Source organism: Candidatus Endoriftia persephonae (assembly GCF_023733635.1).
Taxonomy (GTDB): domain Bacteria; phylum Pseudomonadota; class Gammaproteobacteria; order Chromatiales; family Chromatiaceae; genus Endoriftia; species Endoriftia persephonae.
The window spans coordinates 960,862-982,744 of sequence record NZ_CP090569.1; the positions used below are offsets into that span (position 1 = coordinate 960,862).

At 63.1% G+C, this 21,883-nt stretch carries 19 protein-coding genes; 18 read left to right on the top strand and 1 reads right to left on the bottom strand.

Features of this window, described 5'->3' with window-relative positions:
• Positions 1-4: 4 nt before the first annotated feature.
• Entirely contained in the window at positions 5-2,632 is a 2,628-nt protein-coding gene (locus L0Y14_RS04350; protein WP_006474546.1) for an HzsA-related protein, read from the bottom strand.
• Positions 2,633-3,771: 1,139 nt separating this feature from the next.
• Between L0Y14_RS04350 and L0Y14_RS16430 the strand changes: the two genes are divergently transcribed.
• The 18 genes from L0Y14_RS16430 (at position 3,772) to iscA (ending at position 21,883) form a co-directional block, all read left to right on the top strand.
• Positions 3,772-4,485 (top strand): hypothetical protein, encoded by a 714-nt coding sequence (locus tag L0Y14_RS16430; RefSeq protein ID WP_006474545.1) that lies wholly within the window; start codon positions 3,772-3,774, stop codon positions 4,483-4,485.
• Positions 4,485-6,953 (top strand): LamG domain-containing protein, encoded by a 2,469-nt coding sequence (locus tag L0Y14_RS04360; protein WP_050799364.1) that lies wholly within the window; start codon positions 4,485-4,487, stop codon positions 6,951-6,953. The genes L0Y14_RS16430 and L0Y14_RS04360 overlap by 1 nt, the downstream gene beginning before the upstream one ends.
• Positions 6,954-6,963: 10 nt before the next feature.
• Positions 6,964-8,553: a hypothetical protein gene (locus L0Y14_RS04365; RefSeq protein WP_006474543.1), complete on the top strand. Its 1,590-nt coding sequence runs from the start codon at positions 6,964-6,966 to the stop codon at positions 8,551-8,553.
• A 1-nt stretch (position 8,554) separates the two neighbouring features.
• Positions 8,555-9,085, top strand: coding sequence for a hypothetical protein (locus L0Y14_RS04370; protein ID WP_006474542.1), 531 nt, complete (start codon positions 8,555-8,557; stop codon positions 9,083-9,085).
• Positions 9,082-10,941, top strand: a complete 1,860-nt coding sequence (locus L0Y14_RS04375; RefSeq protein WP_040819420.1) for a coiled-coil domain-containing protein — start codon at positions 9,082-9,084, stop codon at positions 10,939-10,941. Before L0Y14_RS04370 ends, L0Y14_RS04375 begins: the two co-directional genes overlap by 4 nt.
• On the top strand, positions 10,938-13,745 hold the full coding sequence (locus tag L0Y14_RS04380; RefSeq protein WP_251859262.1) for a tetratricopeptide repeat protein: 2,808 nt from the start codon (positions 10,938-10,940) through the stop codon (positions 13,743-13,745). The genes L0Y14_RS04375 and L0Y14_RS04380 overlap by 4 nt, the downstream gene beginning before the upstream one ends.
• Positions 13,732-14,346 carry a tetratricopeptide repeat protein gene (locus L0Y14_RS04385; protein ID WP_240991679.1) on the top strand — a complete coding sequence of 205 codons (615 nt, stop codon included), beginning with the start codon at positions 13,732-13,734 and terminating at the stop codon, positions 14,344-14,346. The genes L0Y14_RS04380 and L0Y14_RS04385 overlap by 14 nt, the downstream gene beginning before the upstream one ends.
• 2 nt (positions 14,347-14,348) lie before the next feature.
• Entirely contained in the window at positions 14,349-14,621 is a 273-nt protein-coding gene (locus tag L0Y14_RS04390) for a hypothetical protein (protein WP_005962961.1), read from the top strand.
• A gap of 34 nt (positions 14,622-14,655) precedes the next feature.
• Complete coding sequence (locus tag L0Y14_RS04395) at positions 14,656-15,300, top strand: MotA/TolQ/ExbB proton channel family protein (RefSeq protein ID WP_005962963.1); 645 nt, start codon at positions 14,656-14,658, stop codon at positions 15,298-15,300.
• Complete coding sequence (locus L0Y14_RS04400) at positions 15,297-15,812, top strand: ExbD/TolR family protein (protein ID WP_006475188.1); 516 nt, start codon at positions 15,297-15,299, stop codon at positions 15,810-15,812. Before L0Y14_RS04395 ends, L0Y14_RS04400 begins: the two co-directional genes overlap by 4 nt.
• A complete protein-coding gene (locus L0Y14_RS04405; protein ID WP_005962969.1) occupies positions 15,809-16,330 on the top strand; it encodes an ExbD/TolR family protein in 522 nt (173 codons plus the stop codon). Before L0Y14_RS04400 ends, L0Y14_RS04405 begins: the two co-directional genes overlap by 4 nt.
• Entirely contained in the window at positions 16,327-17,313 is a 987-nt protein-coding gene (locus tag L0Y14_RS04410) for an AgmX/PglI C-terminal domain-containing protein (protein WP_005962972.1), read from the top strand. Before L0Y14_RS04405 ends, L0Y14_RS04410 begins: the two co-directional genes overlap by 4 nt.
• Positions 17,310-18,311 carry an FAD:protein FMN transferase gene (locus L0Y14_RS04415; protein ID WP_005962975.1) on the top strand — a complete coding sequence of 334 codons (1,002 nt, stop codon included), beginning with the start codon at positions 17,310-17,312 and terminating at the stop codon, positions 18,309-18,311. The genes L0Y14_RS04410 and L0Y14_RS04415 overlap by 4 nt, the downstream gene beginning before the upstream one ends.
• A gap of 160 nt (positions 18,312-18,471) precedes the next feature.
• Positions 18,472-19,284 carry a serine O-acetyltransferase gene (cysE, locus tag L0Y14_RS04420; RefSeq protein WP_006475191.1) on the top strand — a complete coding sequence of 271 codons (813 nt, stop codon included), beginning with the start codon at positions 18,472-18,474 and terminating at the stop codon, positions 19,282-19,284.
• A 76-nt stretch (positions 19,285-19,360) separates the two neighbouring features.
• On the top strand, positions 19,361-19,858 hold the full coding sequence (iscR, locus tag L0Y14_RS04425; RefSeq protein ID WP_006475192.1) for a Fe-S cluster assembly transcriptional regulator IscR: 498 nt from the start codon (positions 19,361-19,363) through the stop codon (positions 19,856-19,858).
• A gap of 45 nt (positions 19,859-19,903) precedes the next feature.
• A complete protein-coding gene (locus tag L0Y14_RS04430; RefSeq protein ID WP_006475193.1) occupies positions 19,904-21,118 on the top strand; it encodes an IscS subfamily cysteine desulfurase in 1,215 nt (404 codons plus the stop codon).
• A gap of 22 nt (positions 21,119-21,140) precedes the next feature.
• The gene (gene iscU / locus L0Y14_RS04435; protein WP_005962988.1) at positions 21,141-21,524 is read left to right on the top strand and encodes a Fe-S cluster assembly scaffold IscU; all 384 of its coding nucleotides are present in this window, start codon (positions 21,141-21,143) and stop codon (positions 21,522-21,524) included.
• 35 nt (positions 21,525-21,559) lie between these two features.
• Positions 21,560-21,883 (top strand): iron-sulfur cluster assembly protein IscA, encoded by a 324-nt coding sequence (gene iscA / locus L0Y14_RS04440; RefSeq protein ID WP_005962991.1) that lies wholly within the window; start codon positions 21,560-21,562, stop codon positions 21,881-21,883.

A 21,883-nucleotide genomic window follows, 5' to 3' on the forward strand; every position in this document is an offset into this window, starting at 1 on the left:
CGACTCACTCATCGCGCGGGATGTCGAACGGGTTGTTCCAGTACTGGGCGCCGATGTCGAGCCACTCCGACAGCAGTCGTAGCTCGGCTGGGCTCAGATAATCGGCGTGGGAGCCGCCAGCGGCGAACCTGTCAAAAAAATAGCTGCCCAGGGCGGAGCCGGCGCGCATCGAAGGGCCGGGGGCGGCTACCGACACCAGTAGCGGGATCGGCTGGCCTGCCTCGTCGAGGATCGGGTTGCCCTCACCATCGGTCTCGAACAGAGGGTTGCCGAGCTCGTCGGTGGCCGCTAGCTGCTGGTCCTGCAGCAGCCCGTCGCGGATCTCCTGGGCGTTGTCGGGGAACAGCAGCTCCCGGTAGGCCTTGAAGTGATCCGGCTCGGCATCCGAGGGGCCGTCGCTCAGGTCGAGCTGGGCGGCGGGCAGTTGCAGTGCACTGTTGTCGTCGGTGGTGGCGTGGCAGCGGCTGCAGGTCTGGTCTTCGATGAGCTGTCCCTGAGCGTCGAGCCGCTGGCGGGGCAGGCTCCAAAGCGGATGGATATGCGTCTCATAGTGGATCACGCTGCGGCAGAGGCGAGACCAGCGCTGCTGGCAGGCCTTGCTGGCCGGGGCCGGGCTGGTTAGATCAGTGTAGCGGTAGCTGAAGACGGGGTCTTTTGGCTGCACTGCGGGGTCGGTCCAATGGTCCTCGAATTGCAGATCGACGCTGGGGGTGATGGCGGCGCAGTCGCTCTGGCAGCTGATCCGGCCCCGTGCCTGGGCCATGGTCTCGCCCTGATTGGCCCAGATCGCCGGGTCGCTGTTGGGAAACGGCAGGCCATCGCCTAGTGCGCCGGAGTTGAGCGCTGCTGGCAGGGCATCCTGACGGGCATGGGGCACAGGGCTGGCCGGATCGTGGCAGCCATGGCACTCCAGGCTCTCGCCGGGGCGCAGCTGCAGCCAGTGGTCGTGGCGTGGGCCGACACGCCGCCCTGCCCGGTCAAGCAGGCTGAAGCTGAAGGGGGTGTCAGCGGGCACCCGGATACTCACCGAGCCGTCGGGTTCGATGGGGACGTAGCCGAGGATCTCGCGCATCCCCAGCTCGCGGTTGCGGCCGAAGGCGCTGTTGGGGATCACCAGCAGATTGCGCTCGGGCAGGGCCACCGGCTTGTAGAGGCGCAGGAAGCGCAGTGGGCGCTGGTCCGGTCTGGTCTGAGTCGGATCGGCCAGGGTTGTGAGGTCGGGTTCGGCACTGTCCTGGCCGTCCAGATCGTAGACGCTGCGGATCTGCAGCAGGCCGACCCCGGCATCGACCATCTCGCCGTCCAGCCCGACCCCGGCAGCCTTGTCGAAGATGATCGGCGGTGGGGTGCGCACCTGTAGCGCCACCATCTCTTCATAGATCACCCCCTCCTGTGGGGTGAGCAGTGGTTGTTGAGTTGCCTCGGTTGGGTCGTAGACGTAGAGGCCGTAGAGCGGAGGGGCCTCCTCTGCCTGAGGATCGGCCAGATTTTCCTCTGTGCAGGGCAGGGTGTGCTCGCCGATGCGTAGTCGGCACTGGTTCCAGCTCAACAACAGCCGGTCGGTGCCGTCCCAGAGCGGGAAGGCGTCGCGGTAGCGTCCGCCCGGTGAGGGGGCGTTGTCGGTGCGTACCAGGTTGACGGTAGCAGGCGGCTGGGCAGTGCCCGGCGCGGCCTCGCCGCCTATAAGGGGGCGGTCGTGCTCGATGAAGTTGTCGATGTCGATGCGCACCAGGTCGCCGCCGCCATTCAGTCCATTGAACGGCTTCAGCAGTGTCAGCAGACCACCGTCAGGCAGCTCGCGGGGGCGCAGGAACTGCACCGCTGCGCCGTTTGTGCCGGTGGCGTGGCTGTTGGCGCCGTAGAGCAGCTGCAGCTCAGTGCCGTCCGGGTTCATCTGATAGAGATTGATCGCATCGCCGCTGCTACGCTGCCAGCGGCTGAACACGACTCGGCCGTCGCTCAGTACCGTGGGGTCGAGATCGTGACTCTGGTTGAAGGAGATCTGCTGGATGTTGCTGCCGTCGGCGTTCATCAGATGCAGCACGAAGATTGGCTCCTGGCGTGCCTCGTTGAGTGCCGGGTATTGCGGCTTGCCCTCGTCAAGTAGCAGCGCCTTGGCGCTCTTCTGGCGGCTGGAGCTGAACAGGATTCGCCCGTCCGGCAGGTAGTGGGGGGCGATGTCGTGGCCCGCTTCGGCCAGGGTGTCGGAGGGGATGATGCGCCGCAGGCTGTGGTCGGCGCGACTGTACTCCCAGATGTTCCAGCTTGGCTGGTCGGCCACCTCCGCACCTTCGATCTGTGGCAGGCGCAAAGAGAATAGCAGCCGTTCGCCATCGTAGGAGGGCTGCAGATCGCGCACGTCGCCCAGCCCGCCAGTGATGTTGTGGGTGAGGCTGATCTCCGCTGCGCTGGGTGAGGCGCGCTCGCGCAGATAGAGATCGGCGCCAGCGCTGAAGGTGATGAGTCGGCGCACATCCTCCTGCTCGATAGCCTCGGCAGGCCGTTTGATGTAGGCGAGCGGGTAGTCGACCACCACCGGATCGGGGGCCTGGCCCTCCCCGCCACAGCCGGCGAGCAGCATCAGTGCCAGCAGGCCGGCAAGGCTGCGATTCAGGCAGGCGAAGTAGTACATCCGCTGTTGGTCCCCGTCTTTATGTAATGAATAGGTTGAAAATTAAACTGCTTGCCTGCAGGCCGGCTAATTCCTAATGGTGTTCAGGGTTGGAGCTGAATTGCTTGGTGTTTATTTCTCAATTTAATGGCCGGAAACGCAGATTAATTGATCTGTAAAAAGCTGAGCTAATTATGAATGGGGGGCGTGGAAAAAACTGCAAACATAATCACAGCGGCCAGGGTGGAAGTTAAATGCTCGTCACAGAAGCATCTTCTGCTTGCACGCATGATTTATATCAAGCCGTATTGAGGTCTGACTTGAGTAAAACGTCAGCGTTATAAATGGCGGCTATGCTGACTAAATAAAAGATTAAATAATGTCAGCATGGACAATATCTTAAGTGAATATTATTGCTGGTTTCAGAGTGTGATGAAGCTATCTGTTAATTGGGTAGTCAGTAGCAGAATGCAGGTGTTTTGTTAATTGCGTTGTGCTCGGGTGATGAGGCGTTCTTTAATTGCCTGTGACCTGGTTGGTAATTATTAATGCGCGTTCATGTCGGTTCAAAAAGGGAGACTTCGTGCTGGTTTTTTAATTATTGATGCCGTTCTGTCTGGCATTTTTTGTGTCGGCAGGGAGCCAAAATAAACGACGACAATTGCGCGATAAATAGAGATGAACAGAATTTTGGATTTGATGGGCGGTTGGCGACCAGCCATCGCTGATCTGTTGCTGGGGGGGATGCTGATCGGTCTGATCCTCTCCCCGCCGTTCTTGCAGGCGGGGGTGAAGGAGCAAGCGCGGCGTATCCACGACCGGCTCGCCGGCGTGCCGCCGCAGGCATCGGTGCTGGCACAGATGGAGACGCAGATCAGCGCCAATAACGATCCGCTGGCAGCCGCCTATCTGGCGATGGAGCATCCGGCCTTCTACGACGTGACCCTGAAGAACTTCGCTGCCCCCTGGACCAACGAAGAGCAGAGCCTGTTCGTGCCGCTCAACGACTACAGTGCCACGGTGATCGGCATGGTGCGGGACGAGGTGCCGTTCAATCAGCTGCTCTCGGCCGATCTGCTCTATCAGGGCGACCCGGCACTGGGCCTGCGCCCTACTCACCCGCCAACAACGATCACTATGAGGCCCTGGAGACGAGCGGTGTGCCGCTCAAGGATGCGCTGGTCGCCGCCCCCCAGTCGGATCTCAACGGTTTGCCCGCTACCGCCACCGCTGGTGTCATCACCAGTCGGCAAGCGGCCCGGGCGTTTTTTATCGCTGGCACCAACCGGGCGATGTTCCGCTTTACTCTGCTCAACCATCTCTGTCTCGATCTGGAGCAGGTCAAGGACACCAGCCGCGCCGCGGACCGTGTCCGCCAGGATATCCCCCGCAGCCCCGGCGGTGACAGCCGCCTGTTCCTCAACAACTGTGTCGGCTGCCACGCCGGTATGGACCCGCTGGTGCAGGCCTACGCCTACTACGACTACGACGAGGCCGCCGGGCGGCTGCTCTACACCCCCGACCAGGTGCGTCCCAAATACCTGATCAACGCCGACAACTTCAAACCGGGCTATGTGACCCCGGACGACCAGTGGGACAACTACTGGCGCGCCGGCCCCAACGCCTTGCTCGGCTGGGACTCGGCCCTGCCGGGTAGCGGCAACGGCGCCAAATCCCTCGGTGTGGAGCTGGCCAACAGTCAGGCCTTCGCCAGTTGCCAGGCGAAGAAGGTCTTCAAGGCGGTCTGCCTGCGCGAGCCGGTGGACAGCGCCGACCACGCCCAGATAGCTGCTATGAGCGACTCCTTCCGGGCCAATAACTACAGCCTGAAACGGCTCTTCGCCGAGTCGGCGGTCTACTGCCGGGGGGAGTGATGCGATCAGCCAATCTAATTAGAGGGGCCAGTCGTGGCTCGCTCATTCTCAGCCTACTCGCTGGCCTGCTGCTGGGTGGTTGCATGGAGGGGGTCAGCACTACCGCCAATCCGCAGACCCAGGCTCCGGCGCAGGGCGGCTACAGTGGCCCGGCAGCGCGCACCGACGATGCTCAGGCGTTTCGCCTCCACCTCTGGGAACCGCTGCGTGCCACTAACCGCTGTGGCGCCTGCCATAGCGTCGGCGGGCAGTCGCCCCAGTTCGTGCGGGATGATGATGTCAATCTCGCCTACAGCGCGGCCAATCCGCTGGTCGATCTTAGCGCCACCGCCGACTCGCGCCTGGTTAGCAAGGTCGGTGCTGGCCACAATTGCTGGCTCGACAGCGATGCCGCCTGTGCCGCGGTGATCACCGCCTATCTCGATGCCTGGGCCGACAGCACCAGCATCGGTGATGGGCGCCAGATCGAACTCAAGGCGCCGCCGCTCAAGACGGTAGGTGATTCGCGTATCCTGCCAGACGACCCAACGTTGTTCGGCGCCACCCTCTATCCGCTGCTTACTAGCCATTGCGTCGAGTGCCACTGGGAGGATGCCGCGACTGCCCAGGCACCGTTCTTTGCCGGCGCTGATCTGGCTGCCGCCTACGCCGCGGTCGCCGCCAAGGTCGATCTTGACCTACCGCAGCAGTCGCGCCTGGTGGTGCGGCTGCGTGACGAGTTCCACAACTGCTGGAGCGGCGACTGCCAGAGCGATGCAGCTGAACTGCGCTCGCAGATCGAGGCGATCGCCGCCCAAGTGGCACCGACCCCGGTCGATCCGGCGCTGGTGCTGAGCAAGGCGCTACAACTGGGCGACGGTGTGATCGCCAGCGGTGGCAGCCGTTATGAGTCAAACCAGATCGCCCTCTACGAATTCAAGATCGGTGAGGGGACGACAGTCTATGACACCAGCGGTGTCGAACCGGCGCTCAACCTCACTCTCAGTGGTGATGTCAGCTGGGTCAGTGGCTGGGGGCTGAACTTTGCCGGCGGCAAGGTGCAGGGTTCTACCAGCGCCAGCCGCAAGCTAATCGAATTGATCCAGGCCACCGGCGAGTACTCCATCGAGGCCTGGGTGGTGCCAGCCAACGTCACCCAGGAGGGGCCGGCGCGCATTGTCAGTTATTCCGGCGGCGTCGACACACGCAATTTCACCCTGAGCCAGACCCGCTACAACTATGACTTCCTGCAGCGCACCGAGCAGACCGAGGCGGACGGCGAGCCGGGCCTCTCCACCGCCGATGCGGATGAGCGGCTACAGGCCGCCGAGCAGCATATCGTAGTCAGCTTTGACCCGATCAATGGCCGGCGTATCTACGTCAACGGCCAGTTCACCGGGGATCTTGATCCGCTGCCCGGCGGTAGCTTGATCGACTGGGATGACAGCTTTGCCCTGGTGCTCGGCAACGAGGTCTCCGGCGATCGCCCCTGGCTCGGCAAGCTGAGGCTGCTGGCGATCCACAACCGCGCACTCACTCCGGAACAGATCGCCCGCAACCAGGCCGCCGGGGTTGGCGAGAAGTTCTTCCTGCTGTTCAGCATCAGTGAGCTGGTCGGGCTGCCGCAGAGCTACATCCTGTTTGAGGTGAGCCAGTTCGACAGCTACAGCTATCTGTTCAACCAGCCGCGCTTCATCAGCCTGGATGCGACGGTGCAGCCGAGCAACAGCCCTCTGGCCGGCATGCGTATCGGCATCAACGGCCACGAAGCGGTGGTGGGGCAGGTCTACAGCAATCTCGACCTGCGCCTCGGCGGGTCCGCCTACTCGCCTGAACAGGGGCAGCTGCTATCGCCGCTGGGCACCATCATCGCCAGTGAGCGGGGTGTGGCGGGGGATGAATTCTTCCTCAGCTTCGAGCGCCTCGGCAGTCACAGCCATGTGTTTACCGAGCCGATGCCGCTGGCTCCGCCACCGCCCGTCGATGGTGAGCCGCAGTCGGTGATCGGCCTGCGCACCTTCGATGAGATCAACGCCAGCATGGCGGAGCTGACCGGCGTCAGCCCGAGTCAGTCGGAGGTGCGTGCCACCTTTGACAGCGTCAAGCAGCAGTTGCCGGCGGTGGAGAAGATCGGCGGTTTCCTCTCCGCCCATCAGGTGGCGGTGTCGCAGCTGGCGATCGAATATTGCAACGCACTGGTGGAGGACCAAGCCCTGCGCAGCAGCTACTTCCCTGGTTTCCCCTTCGACAGCGAGCCCCAGAGCGCCTTCGCCGGTGACCGGGCGTTGATGCTTGATCCGCTACTGAGCCGGATGCTCGGTGGCGGTCTGGCCGATCAGCCCGCCGAAGCGGAGGCCCGTGCCGAACTGAATCAGCTCACCGATCGGTTGACTGCCTGCGGTGCCAGCTGTGAGGCGGGGCGCACCGCCACGGTGGTCAAGGCCAACTGCGCGGCACTGCTCGGCAGTGCGGTGATGCTGCTGCAATAACCCGGACACAATGATGAAACGACGACTCAGGAACCTCTCCCCGGATGCGCCGCTGCTCTACCCGGACCACCCTCGCCCGATCAGCCGGCGTGACTTCATTCGCCAGGGGCTGGCTGCCGGGCTGGGGGCGGTGACCGCGCCGGGCCTGTTTGGCCTGTTTGCCAATCCGCGCCAGGCCAGTGCTGCTCTCTCCAGCGATCTGCAGGCGCTCAAGCAATCCTGTGGTATTGCGGTGCAGGGGGCCGGCAAGATCCCCTTCATCTGTTTCGACCTGGCTGGCGGCGCGAATATCGCCGGTTCCAATGTGCTGGTGGGCCGTCAGGGTGGTCAGCGCGACTTTCTCACCACCGCCGGCTACAGTCGTCTCGGCCTGCCCGGTGACATGATCCCGCCGCTGAGCAATCCCGATACTGGCTTCAGTGACTTCATCAACAGCGACCTGGGGCTCGCCTTCCACAGCGACAGCGCCTTTCTGCGCGGCATCCTGGAGCGGGTTTCGCCCGGTACCGCCGCCAGTATCAACGGCGCGGTGATCCCGGCGCGCTCCGACAACGACACCGGCAACAACCCCCACAATCCGATGTACGGCATCAACCGCGCCGGTGCCGACGGCGAGCTGCTGACCCTGATCGGCTCGCGCAACTCCGAGTCGGGCGGCAATTCGGTGGCGCCGCCGGCGCTGATCGATCCCGCGCTGCGTCCCACCAAGGTTGATCGCCCCAGCGATGTCACCGGTTTGGTCGATACTGGCAAGCTGGTGGGGCTGCTTAGCCAGGATGATGCGGTGGCGGTGATGGAGTCGATCCAGCGCATCAGCGAGATGCGACTCGGCCGGGTCGATACCCAGGTCAGCAGCGATGCTGTGCTCAAAGAGCTGGTGCGCTGCGGCTATGTGAAGAGCGCCGACCTGGTGGACCGTTACGGTGATCCGGCAGCGCTCAACCCCTCCATCGACCCCGATATCGTCGGGCCGATCTTCAGCCAGGCCGAATATGACGACGAGGCTGAGTTTCGCAAGACCGCCGCGGTGATGAAGCTGGTGCTCAACGGCTATGCCGGGGCTGGCACCATCACCATGGGCGGTTTTGACTACCACACTGGCAACCGGGCGGTGGGTGAGATCCGTGACCTGCGCGCCGGGCGTTGCATGGGGGCCTGCCTCGAGTATGCCGCGCGGCTCGGTGTACCGCTGATGCTCTACTGCTTCAGCGATGGCTCGGTGGCCAGCAACGGCAGTCTCGACGACTCGGCAGAGGGGCGTGGCAAGGGCGTCTGGACTGGCGACAACTCCTCCACCGCCGCCTCCTTTTTTCTCGTCTACAACCCGGCAGGGCGTCCGGCACTGCTCGGCGCCAGCCCGGAACAGCAGGCGCAGCATCAGCAGATTGGCTTCTTCCGCGGCGATGGCTCGGTGGAAACCGCCTCCGCCCCGGCGGCCAACAACGTCAACCTGCTGGTAGAGACGGTGGTGCTCAACTACATGGCGCTGCACGGTGAGCAGGGCCGCTTCGGCGGACTGTTCCCCGGTCACGGCCTGGGCAATGCGGCACTGCTCGACCGGCTCACCGCCTTTCAACCCATCGTCAGCGGGACCCTCTGATATGCCGATGCTCTACCGACTGCTGTTGGCGGTGATGCCGCTAATTTTGTTCCTTGCCATTTCAAGTCAATCTCAGGCCGCAGAGCCGGCTGATCTGCAGGGGGAGGTGCGGGCGCTGAAGAAGGCGGTGCTGGCGCTCAATCGGGATCTCTTCCTGCTGGAAGAGGAGCTGCTGTTCCCCGGCCACACTCAGGTCTCGGTGTTCCTCTCCCTCGATCTCGGCGATTACTTCAGTCTCGACTCGGTGCAGCTGAAGATTGACGACAAGGAGCTGGCCAACCATCTCTACACCAAGCGGGAGCTGGCGGCGCTGCGCCGCGGTGGGGTGCAGCGGCTGTTCCTTGGCAACCTGAAGAGCGGTGAGCATGAACTGGTCGCCTTCTTCACCGGTGTTGGCCCCTCCGGCCGCGACTATCGCCGCGCCACCAGCCTCAAGTTCAGCAAGGGGATCAGTCCCAAGCTGCTGGAGCTGCGCATCGTCGATCTGGAAGCAAAACAGCAGCCGGAGTTCAGCGTGCGGGAGTGGGAGTGAGTCGGACAGCTTTCATCGCGCGACTGGGCGGCGCTCTGTTGACGGTAGCGCTGGGAGGCGTCGTACTGGCTGAGTCGGCACCACCCAGCGCCGGGGTGCGCGACCTGCATTATGGGGAAGCGCTGTTTCAGCTCTTCCAACAGCGCAACTTCACTGCCATCACCCATCTGCAGATGGCCCAGGCGCAGGGGCTGATGCAGGCCCAGGGTGATGAGCCGGCGCTGATCCTGGGTGGGCTCTATCTCGCCTATGGTCTGCACGACGAGGCGGAGCCGCTGTTTGAACGCCTGTTGGCGCGGGCGGCGAAACCGGTGGTGCGTGACCGGGCCTGGCTGCAGCTGGCGCGGCTGCACCAGCAGCAGAGGCGCACAGAGCGGGCGGCTACCGCTTTCGAACAGATTGGCGAGGCCCTGCCCGAGCCGCTGCAGCACCAGCGGCGCGAACTGGCCGGCCTGATTGCGCTGGCGCAGGGTGCGCCTGGCTTGGCGGCAGCGCAGCTGCAGAGCACAGCTGAGGATGACGATTGGCAGGGTTTTCACCTCTTCAACCGGGCGCTGGCAGAGTTTGGTCAGGGGCGGCAGCAGGCGGGCCGAGCACTGCTCCAACAACTGAGCCAGCTCGATGCCGACGACGAAGAGCACCGTGCCCTGCGCGACCGCGCCAACCTGCTGCTCGGTCTGCTGTTGCTCGAGGCGGGGGAGAACGCCGCCGCCCAAGCGCCGTTGCAGCGGGTGCGATTGCAGGGTATCCACTCCAACCGGGCGCTGTTGGCGCTGGGCTGGGCCGCCTTCCGCCAGCAGCAGTTTGAACAGGCGCTGAGTCCCTGGCAGGCGCTGGCAGCACGCGCTCCGGCGGACCCGGCGGTGCAGCAGGCGCTGCTGCTGATCCCCCAGGCGTTGCAGCAGTTGCAAGCGGAGAGTGAGGCGCTGAAGCGCTACCGTCAGGCGCTCGACAGCTATAAACAGGAGTTGGCTGCGCTGGATCAGGCGCTGCAGGCGGTGGCTGGCGGAGCGCTGCTGCCAACGCTATCGACTATCGACGAGACCAGTTCTGTCGGCGATCTGCCGCCGGCGGCTGACCCGGTGCTGCAGCGCCGTCTGTTCGATCTGCTGGCACAGCACCGTTTCCGCCAAGCCTATCAGGACTATCTTGATCTGGGCTTTCTGCATACCAATCTCAGCCATTGGTCCGCCACCATCGAGAGCTACGATCAGATGCTGGCAGTGCGCCAGAGCGCCTACACTCGACAGCTGCCGAGGGCCGAAGCGGCGCTCTCCGATCAGTCTCTGCAGAGTCTGCGGCAGCGCCACGATGAGTTGCTTGAAAAGGAACATAAACTGGCCGGCGGCAGTCAGCCGATGCGGCTGGCAGATGCAAAAGAGCAGGCGCAGCTGGTGCGCATCGAGTCGATCGAACGACGCCTGGATACGCTGGGCGATGTGGCTGGGCTCGAGGAGAAACGGCAGCGCCTGCGGCTGATGAAGGGGCTGCTGCGCTGGCAAGTGGAGAGCGATTTTAAACCCCGCTTCTGGCAATTCAGCAAAGACCTTCGCTCAGTTAACACGGAGCTGGAGCAGAGCGAACGTCAGCGCCAGCGTCTGCAGCAGGCGGTGCAACAGGCGCCGGGCCGCTTCAAAGGTTTTGCCATGCGGATCGATGCGCTGAAGGCGCGCATTGCCGAGCTGCAGCCTGCGCTGAATCAGACCCTGCAGGCCCAGGCCGACGAACTGAAGCGCCTCGCCAGCGAGTCGCTGCAGCAGCGTAAGGTGGGTCTCGACGGTCTGCGTGCCCGCGCCCGCTTTGCCCTCGCCCAGTTGCAGGATCGGGCTGCCAGCCGTGCTGGAGCGACGCCATGAGGGCAGTGGCGCTGATCCTGCTTCCTCTCCTGTTGCAGGGGTGTGTCTCCTGGCTGCAGCGTGAGCCGGGGCCGCCGACCCTGGCCAGCCTGCAGGCCCGCCCGCGAACAGTGCAGGCGGAGCCGGTGGTGGCGCCACCCGCCGGGCAGGTGATGGCGGGCTACCAGGTGCTGCTGCAACAGCCGGCGCCGCCCGAGCTGACTTGGGAGGCGACCCGGCGACTGGCAGATTTGCAGCTGGAACAGGGTGAGGAGCGCCTCGGCGATGCGTCTGCTGGGGATGCGTCAGCGCAGGATTTCGCCAGCGCCATCGCGCTCTATCGTAGGCTGTTGGAGCAGGATGGGGCCTTTGCCGGACGTGACCGGCTGCTCTACCAGTTGGCCCGGGCGGAGGCGCTGGCTGGTCGTCCGGCGCGCTCGCAGCAGGCCCTCGATCAGCTGGTGCGGGAGCATCCCAACTCCCCCTATCTACAGGAGGCGCAGTTCCGCCGTGGTGAGTGGCTGTTCGCGCAGGCCGACTATGCTGGAGCCGAGCACGCTTATGCTGCTGCGGTGGCAGCTGGCGAGGCCTCGCCCTTCCATCAGCGTTCGCTGTTCAAACTTGGCTGGGCGCTGTTCAAACAGCAGCATTTCGAAGCGGCGCTGGATGCCTTCACTCGATTGCTTGATCGGCGGGCCGATGCCCTGGAACGGCTCGACAGTGATGCGCTGGCGCGCGGCGAGCGGGAGCTGCTGCAGGATACCCTGCGGGTGGTGAGCCTCAGCTTCATCCAGTTGGGCGGTGCTGCCGGCATTGATCGCTACTTCCTGCAAAACGGAGGCAGGGGCTGGCTGCACCGAGTCTATCGCAGCCTGGGTGATCTCTATCTGAAGCAGCAGCGCATCCTCGATGCGGCTGGCGCCTATCTCGCCTTTGTGCGGCAGCATCCGAGTCATCCGCAAGCACCGGGTCTGCAGTTGCTGGCGATCGATAACTTCACCAAACATGGTTTTCCCAGTCAGGCGCTGGCGGCGAAACAGGAGCTGGCGGAGCGTTACCGGCTCAACGGCCCCGCTTGGCGGGAGCTGGATCCGTCGAGCCGGGCCGAGCTTACCCCTCATCTGCGTCGTCATCTGCGTGATCTGGCCGCCCACTACCACGCGTTGGTGCAGCAGAAGGGGAAGGCTTCAAAAGCGCAGCGGGATGCATGGTTCGAGCAGGCAGTGGCCTGGTATCGCCACTACCTGGTGCGTTTCCCCGGTGAGGCGGAGAGTGGTGCGGTGAACTTTCTGCTGGCGGAACTGCTGTTCGAGCGGGGTGCGTTCAACCAGGCGGTGGTGGCGTATCAGCGCAGCGCCTATGACTATCCGCCCCATAAGGACGCCGCCGAGGCGGGCTATGCAGCGTTACTGGCCTTTGAAAAGCAGACGCCGCGCCTGCCCGAGGCGCAACGCCCAGAGTGGCAGCGTCAGGCGGCTGAGAGTGGGCTGCGCTTTGCTGACCGGTTTGGCAATGATCCGCGGGCCGCCAAAGTGCTGAGCCGCAGTGCCCAGCAGTTGTTTGAGCTGGGTGATTACGCCCGGGCCCGTACGCTGGCGCGGCGCAGTCTGAAGTCGGGCTCCAGCCTGGAGCAGAAGGCGCAGCGGGTGAGCTGGATGGTGGCCGCCCATGCCGCCTTCGAACTGGCCGACTACGTCGAGGCTGAGGTGGGCTACAGCCAGCTGTTACAACTGCCGGGATCAGAAAAAAACAGCCAGGGTATGATCCGCGAAAAGCTTGCCGCCGCCATCTACCAGCAGGGCCGTGCTCAGCGGGAGAAGGGCGCAACGGCGGCCGCGGCCCGGCACTTTCTGCGCGTCGGCCAGGTGGTGCCCGGGGCGACGATCCGTGCCACCGCCGAATACGATGCCGCCGCCAGCCTGATCGCGGCAAGTCGTTGGGCCGAGGCGGCCGAGGTGTTGGAGGCGTTTCGTCGTCGCTATCCCAAACATGAGTCGATTGCTGATGTGCAGCGCAAACTGGCGCTGGTTTATCTGCAGGATAAGCAGCCGCTGCAGGCTGCCGCTGCCTTTGAGCGGGTCGCCGCCACCCCCCAGGCGATCGATGTGCAGCGCCAGGCTGCCTGGCAGGCAGCGGAGCTCTACCAGCAGGCCGGCAGCGGAAAGCAGGCGGTGACTGCCTTCAAGCGCTATGTGAAGCGTTTCCCTGAGCCACAGGAGCCGGCGATGGAGGCGCGCCAGCGGCTGGTCGAGCTCTACCAGCAGCAGGATCAGTCTGCCAAACGCGACTACTGGCTGCGTCAGCTTGTTGTGACGCAGCGCAAGGCCGGCCAGGCCAGTAGTGAGCGCAGCCGTTATCTCGCTGCCCATGCGGCGTTGCGGCTGGCCGAGCCGGAGTTCTCTGCGTTTGAGCGGATCCCGCTGAAGCGCCCGTTGGCGCGCAGTCTGAAGCAGAAGAAGGCGCAGATGCAGCGCGCCATCCAAGCCTTTGAATTGGCGGCTGGTTTTGCCCAGGCCGGGGTGACCACCCAGGCGACCTTCCGCCTCGCCGAGATCTACCGGCTGTTTGGCGAGTCGCTGCTGCACTCTGAACGTCCGGCCGGACTCTCGGCGGTGGAGCTGGAGCAGTATGAGTTGTTGCTGGAGGAGCAGGCCTTCCCCTTCGAGGAGCGGGCGATCGAGGCTCACCAGGTGAATGCCAGGCGGGCCGCCCAGGGGAGCTATGACGCGTGGGTCAGGCAGAGTTTCGAGCGCTTGGCGGCGCTGAGCCCGGCGCGTTATGCCAAGCAGGAGCAGGGGGAGCGGGTGTTCGATGCATTGCGTTAGACCGATCTCTCTTCTACTACTGCTCCTGCTGCTGGTGGGCTGTGCCGGTATCACACCGCGTTTGGATGCACCGCCGCAGGTCGTTACGGAACAGAAGCCGGCATCGCCTGCGGGACTGCCTGAGCCGGCCCAGGCTCAATTGCGGCAGGCGATCAGCGCGATGCAGACAGGTGATGAGGCGCAGGCCGTGCTGCTGTTGCAGGGCTTGGTGGAGGCGTATCCCGATCTGCTCTCGCCCTGGCTCAATCTGGGTATCCTGCGGCTCAGGACGGGGCAGCTGGAGAGTGCCGATGCGGCACTGCAGCAGGCGCTGCGGCTTGATCCGGAGAACCCGGTGGCACGGCATCAACGGGCTATCGTGCTGCGTCACCAAGGGCGCTTTAAGGAGGCGCTGGCACTCTATCAGGCGCTGCTCGCAGCGCATCCTGATCACGCCCTGGGGCACCGCAACTTGGGCATCCTCTACGATCTCTATCTGAATCAGCCGCAGCAGGCGCTGGCGCACTACCGGCGCTATGCAGCGCTCTCTGTCGATGAGCAGGCGGAGAGCAGAGTGTGGATCGCCGAGCTGCAGCGGCGCATTGCGGCGGAGGACCGATAAGCATGAACAGAACCTCTTTTCATTGGCTGCTGTTGGCGCTGCTGATGCAGACGCCGGCCCAGGCGGAGCAGCGGCTGGAGCTGCAGGGCACCTCGATCATCGGCAGTCGCGAGTCGCCCCAGGTGCTCTATCTGGTGCCCTGGCAGAAACCGGGGCCGGGACAGCCGCTGGGGATGCCGTCGCTGCAGTCGGCCAGTGATCTGCTGGCGCCGATCGAGCGGGCGCAATTTCGCCGCCGGCTCGACTATTTCAACGCGGTCGCTGAGCGGCCCTAATCGACACTATCTGACCCAACTGAGGGAGAGCACCATGGACAATCTTCACACAATCATCCGTTTTTTCCAGGAGGGGGGGCTGTTTATGTACCCGATCCTGCTGATCTTCGCCGCCGGGCTGGCGATCGCTATCGAGCGCTACCTCTATCTGTCCAGTGCTCGGCTGCGCAACAATCGTTTCTGGACTCGGGTGTTGCCGCAGTTGAATGAGGGTGACTTCAAACAGGCGTTGAAGTCGGCTGCGGATTCCAGCACCGCCTTGGGGCGCATCATGGTCTACGGTCTGGATCGGGTGCGCAGCGCGCGCCGCCGCAGCGATCTGGAGATGGCGATGGAGGAGGGGCTGATGGAGGAGATACCACGCTTCGAGAAGCGCACTCACTATCTCAGTACCCTGGCCAATATCGCCACCCTGCTGGGGTTGCTGGGCACCATCATTGGCCTGATCAATGCCTTTACTGCGGTCTCGGCGGCCGATCCGGCGGAGAAGGCCGATCTGCTCTCCGCCAGTATCTCGGTGGCAATGAATACCACCGCGTTTGGCCTGATGGCGGCGATCCCGCTGCTGTTGGTCTACACCCTGCTGCAGAGCCGCACCACGCAGATCGTTGACAGCCTGGAGATGGCCTCGGTGAAGTTCCTCAATATCGTCACCGAACGGGCTGGGAGTGCGCGATGAGACGCCGCTCGCGACGGCTCCACGAAGAGGCGGAGCTGAACATCACCGCGTTCATGAATCTGATGGTGATCCTGGTGCCGTTTCTGTTGATTACTGCCTCCTTTTCGCGCATGGCGGTGTTCGATCTCTATCTGCCGCCGGCCGCCGCGGGTGGTGAGCCGGCCAAGGGCGAGCTGCAGCTGGAGATCATCGTGCGTCACGACGCCATCGAAGTGGCCGATCGCAACGGCGGGCTGATCCAGCGTATCGAGGCGGACGATCCGGACAGGCAGCTGCAGCGCTTGTCGCAGCTGCTGCAGGCGCTCAAGGCGCGTTATCCCGACAAGCGCACAGCCTATCTGCTGGCGGAGCCGCAGGTCGCCTACGATACCCTGGTGCAGGTGATGGATCGGGTGCGGGTCGCCGAGCTGGTGCAGACCGGTTCGCTGGTGCAGGCGGAGTTGTTCCCCGATATCTCCCTGGGGGATGCGCCGCCGCTGCCCGAATCGGCAGGGCAGGGGGAGAGATCATGAAGCTGTCACGCCGGGCCAAACGCATGCAGCGCCACCATCGGCGTAACCGTGGTCGTGGTGCCATCAACCTGGTGTCGCTGATGGATATCTTCACCATCCTGGTGTTCTTCCTGCTGGTCAACTCCTCCGAGGTGCAGATTCTGCCCAACGCCAAGGCGCTGCAGCTGCCGGAGTCGAGTGCTGAGCAACGTGCCGAGGAGTCGTTGGTGGTGATGCTGAATCGCCAGGAGATCCTGCTGCAGGGGCACCCGGTGGCGCAGCTTGCGGAGCTGATGGAGGGCGACTCGGAGCTGATCGCGCCGCTGGCGCAGGCGCTGGCAGCGCGGGCGGCTGAGCAGCAGACAGCAACAACAGCGGAGGGTGCGGCAAGCGGTGATATCACTATCATGGCCGACAAGCAGACTCCCTATCGGCTGCTGAAACGGGTGATGTTGACCTGCGCCGAGAGCCGCTTCGGCAACATCTCGCTGGCGGTACTGCGTCGCCCCGAGGTGGGTGAGTCGGAGGTGGCGTTATGAGTGTGATGGTGCATCGTCTGGAACTGCCCTGGAACACCCTGCACTGGGAGGACAGGCAGTTTCGCTGGCTGCAGTTGGGGCTGTTGAGTGTGGCGCTGCTGCTGGGGTGGGTGGTCTCGGTGGTGGAGCTGCCACAGCCTGAACGGATCAAGCGGGTTCAGCCGCCGCGACTGGCGAAATTGACCCTGGAGCGGCGGCCGGTCGAACTAGTGAAGCATAAACCGCCGGAGATTGAGATCCCCGAGGCCAAACCCAAGCCGGTGGTGAAACCTAAGCCAAGGCCCAAACCGAAACCTAAACTGGTGGCAAAAAAGCGGCCGAAGGCGCCACCGGCCAGGGTGGCGAAACGGCGGGTGCAGAGCGATCCGGCCGCCGCGCGACGCAAGGCGCAGCAGTCGGGCCTGCTTGCCTTCGCCGATGAGCTGGCGGATCTGCGTAGCGCGCCGGTGGTGAGTAGCACCACAGCGACTCGCAGTCTCTCCAAGGCGGGCAATCAGGCGAAAAAGGTGGCGCGTTCTCTGGTGACCGCGGACGCCGCTAGGGGCAGTGCCGGCATCGACACCAGTCGCTTGAGCCGCGATACCGGTGGCCAGGGTTTGAGTGGCCGCAAAACGACCCAGCTGCGTTCGGCAGTGCAGGGCAATGGTGGTGGTGGCAGTCGCGCCAGTCGGCCGATCAGTAACAGCCTTGAGGGCCAGCGCAGCAGCGAAGAGGTGCAGTTGGTATTTGATCGCAATAAGGGGGCGGTCTATGCCATCTATAATCGGGCCTTGCGCAAGGATCCGACCCTACGCGGCAAGCTGCTGCTGGAGATCACCATCGCCCCCTCGGGCAGGGTGACCGATTGCCGGCTGCTCTCATCGGAGCTGAACAATCCGAGCCTGGAGCGCAAGCTGCTGGCACGGATCCGCATGTTCGACTTCGGTGTGAAGGATGTGGCGATCACGGTGGTCTCCTATCCGATCGACTTTCTCCCCTCATGACGAGGGCTGTCGTCTGGCTGCTTCTGCTGTCGCTGTTCAGCCTTGGTGCGCAGGCACAGGCGCAGTGGCTGCAACGCAGCGCCGATATCATGGGGACCCGGGTCGTGATCCAGCTCTGGAGCGAGTCGGTGGGGGCGGGCGAGGTGGCGATCGAGGCGGTATTGGAGGAGCTGCGTCGGATCGATCGGGCGATGAGTCCGTTTCGTTCCGACAGTGAGCTGTCACGGGTCAACCAGCAGGCGGCCCAGGGTGCGGTGGTTATCAGCGATGAGCTATATGGGGTGCTGGCGCGGGCGCAGCAGATCTCGGAGCTAAGTGACGGGGCCTTCGATATCACCTTTGCCAGTGTGGGGCATAGATACGATTATCGACGCGGCATCAGGCCCAGCGAGCAGCAACTCGAACAGCTGCTGCCGATGATCGACTATCAACATCTAGTGCTGACTCCAGATCCTCCCCGTCTGGCATTTGCTCGACCGGGGGTGCGCATTGACCTGGGCGGTATCGCCAAGGGCTATGCGGTGGATCGGGGCATCGCCATCCTGCAGCAGCACGGCATCGAACATGCGCTGCTCAGCGCTGGCGGTGATAGCCGTTTTCTCGGCGACCGGCGTGGCCGCCTTTGGCGGGTGGGGGTGCGCGACCCCGATGATAAGGCGGGTATCAGGGCGCTGTTGCCGTTGAGCAATACGGCACTCTCCACCTCCGGTGATTATGAGCGCTTCTTCATCCAGGATGGGGAGCGCTATCACCATATTCTCAACCCGCGCTCGGGCCGATCGGCCAAGGGGTTGCGCAGCGTTTCGGTGCTGGGAGCGGAGGCGATCACCACCGATGCGCTCTCTACCGCGCTGTTTGTGCTGGGGCGACAGGCCGCTATGGCGCTGGTGGAGCGGTTGCCAGGCATCGAGGCAGTGCTCGTCGATACAGAAGGGCGTCTGCACTTTTCGTCGGGGCTGGGCCAGGCCGGCCAGTCTGCAGCGGCGGCTCTCGATTAGATCGCTTTCGGCTCAGGCGCTCGCAGGAACAGTCCCTCCTGCTCTATTTCCTAGTATTTTACATGGTATTGTGGATAATCTCCCCCCCGGATATCGCTATGCTAGTGGCACTGGCCCAGTGGGCGGGTCTGTGAGTATAGGCAAGATTTTGGAGGGGCTGATGGGCTTCGGTTGGTGGGAAGACATTCAGTGCGTGTTCGAGCGCGATCCGGCGGCGCGCACCACCTTTGAGATACTCACCACCTATCCGGGGGTGCATGCGGTGATGTTTCACCGCCTCTCCCATTGGCTCTGGAATGCGGGCCTGAAGTGGCTGGCGCGAGTCAACGCCAACATCGCTCGCTGGCTAACCGGTATCGAGATCCACCCGGGTGCGGTGATCGGCCGGCGCTTTTTTATCGACCACGGCATGGGGGTGGTGATCGGTGAGACCGCGATCATCGGTGATGATTGCACCCTCTATCATGGTGTCACCTTGGGTGGTACCAGCTGGGAGAAGGGCAAGCGCCACCCGACCCTGGCTAACAATGTGGTGGTGGGTGCGGGCGCCAAGGTGCTTGGGCCGATCCTGATCGGCCAGGGCGCGCGTATCGGTTCCAATGCGGTGGTGGTGAAAGATGTGCCGCCCGGCGCTACCGCGGTGGGTGTGCCGGGGCGGTTGATCACGCCGAAGAAAGCGGCCGATGGTCATCGCGAGGCGATTGCCAAGAAGATTGGTTTCGATGCCTATGGCGCAACCAAGGATGCCCCCGATCCGGTCGCCCATGCGATCAACTGCATGCTCGATCACATGCACGTGATGGACAATAAGATGCAGTCGATGTGCGAGGCGCTGAAGAAGATGGGTCTGTCTGAGGAGGATGGTGTGATACCACCGCTGGACTCCTGCGAGATCGTCTCCACTGCGGAAGAACTGCTGAAGCTGGATGAGGCGAGTGGCGAGACCCCGGCGAAGAATAAAACCGCAGAATGACTGGGGTGCAAAATACTTGACTAAAATACTTGGGAATGTATATTAGCGACCAAACATATTGTTTGGAGCGAAGCGCGTGAAGCTTACCACAAAAGGTCGTTATGCCGTAACGGCGATGCTCGACCTGGCACTCCACTACGGTCGGGGGCCGATCACCCTAGCGGATATTGCCCAGCGACAGGGGATATCGCTCTCCTACCTGGAGCAACTCTTCTCTCGTCTGCGCAAAAAGGAGCTGGTGACGAGTGTGCGGGGGCCAGGTGGCGGCTACAGCCTGGGGCGCGAAGCGGCTGAGATCTTCATCGGCGAGGTGATTACCGCGGTCGATGAAAGTATGGATACCACTCGTTGCCACGGCGCCCACAACTGTCAGAATAATGATCGCTGCCTGACCCACGACCTGTGGGCCGACCTGAGCGAGCAGATCTACCACTACCTCAACCGCATCAGCCTGCAGGACCTGATGGACCGCAAGGCGGTGAAAGAGGTGTCAGAACGGCAGGAGCAGGAAGAAGAGGGGCCATCGATTGCTATCAGCTCCCTCACAGAAGCCAGCAATCCAGCGAGTGCCTGAGCACCCGCCCTTTATCCCTTTCCCTATTTCGGAGTCGATTGAGAAATGAAGTTACCGATCTATATGGACTATTCAGCTACTACCCCGGTCGACCCCCGGGTTGCCGAGCTGATGTGTAGTTTCCTGACTCCTGATGGTGATTTTGGCAACCCGGCGTCACGCTCCCATTCCTTTGGTTGGACTGCGGACGAGGCCGTGAGCCGGGCGCGCAAACAGGTGGCGGAACTGGTCAATGCCGATCCGAAAGAGATCGTCTGGACCTCCGGCGCTACCGAGTCCGACAATTTGGCGATCAAGGGTGTGGCCCACTTCTATCAGAAGAAGGGCAAGCACATCATCACCTGCAAGACCGAACACAAGGCGGTACTCGACACCTGCCGTCAGCTGGAACGCGAGGGCTTCGAGATTACCTATATGGATCCCGAGCCGAACGGCCTGATCGATCTGGGCAAGCTCGAGGCGGCGTTGCGCGACGACACCATCCTGGTCTCGATCATGCACGTCAATAACGAGATCGGCGTGATCCAGGATATCGAGGCGATCGGTGAGCTGACCCGACCCCGCAAGATCCTGCTCCATGTCGATGCTGCCCAGAGCGCCGGTAAGGTGCCGATCGACCTGCAGCAGATGAAGGTCGACCTGATGTCCTTCTCCGCGCACAAGATCTACGGACCCAAGGGTATAGGCGCGCTCTACGTGCGTCGCAAGCCGCGGGTGCGGCTGGAGGCGCAGATGCACGGCGGTGGCCACGAGCGCGGTATGCGCTCCGGTACCCTGGCAACCCACCAGATCGCTGGTATGGGCGAGGCGTTCCGTATCGCCGGCGAGGAGATGGTGGCCGAGAATGAGCGTATCCAGGCCCTGCGCCAACGCCTGTGGGACGGTATCAAGGATATGGATGAGGTCTACCTGAATGGCGATCTGGAGCGGCGCGTCGCTGGCAATCTGAATGTCAGTTTCGCCTTCGTCGAGGGTGAATCGCTGATCATGGCGCTGAAGGATCTGGCGGTCTCCTCCGGTTCCGCCTGCACCTCGGCCAGCCTGGAGCCGAGCTACGTACTGCGCGCGCTGGGGCGTGAGGATGAGCTGGCGCACAGCTCGATCCGTTTCACATTCGGTCGCTTCTCCACGCTGGAAGAGGTGGACTACGCGGTGGAGAAGATTCGCAGCCAGGTGAGCCGCCTGCGTGAACTCTCCCCCCTGTGGGAGATGTTCAAAGATGGTATCGATCTAAAATCGATCCAATGGGCGGCACACTGATTTTTCGATAGAGGTTAAGGTTATGGCATACAGTGATAAGGTACTCGACCACTACGAGAATCCGCGCAATGTGGGTGCTTTCGACAACGAAGAGAAGAGCGTCGGCACCGGCATGGTGGGTGCGCCGGCCTGTGGTGATGTGATGCGTCTGCAGATAAAGGTCAACGACGCTGGGGTGATCGAGGATGCCCGCTTCAAGACCTACGGCTGCGGTTCCGCCATCGCCTCTAGCAGCCTGCTCACCGAGTGGGTAAAGGGCAAGACCCTGGATGAGGCGCAGCAGATCAAAAACTCAGAGATCGCCGAAGAGCTGGCGCTGCCGCCGGTCAAGGTGCACTGCTCGGTCCTGGCTGAAGATGCGATCAAGGCTGCGATCAAAGATTACACCGACAAGAATGCGGGTTAAGGTCCCTGTGATCGATAACCCTGCGGAGTAGCAAGATGGCAATCACTATCACAGAAGCCGCTGCTAAGCGGGTCGAGGCATTCCTCAGCAACCGTGGAAAAGGCATTGGCATCCGTCTGTCAGTGCGCACCTCCGGCTGTTCCGGTATGGCTTACGAGATGGAATTTGTTGATGAACTCGACGAAGATGACGTGGTGTTCGAGGATTGTGGCGTAAAGGTGGTGATCGACCCGAAGAGTCTGGTCTATCTGGACGGCACCGAGGTCGACTTCGCCAAAGAGGGCCTCAACGAGGGCTTCAAATTCAACAACCCCAACGCCAAGGGTGAGTGCGGCTGCGGCGAAAGCTTCACCGTTTGA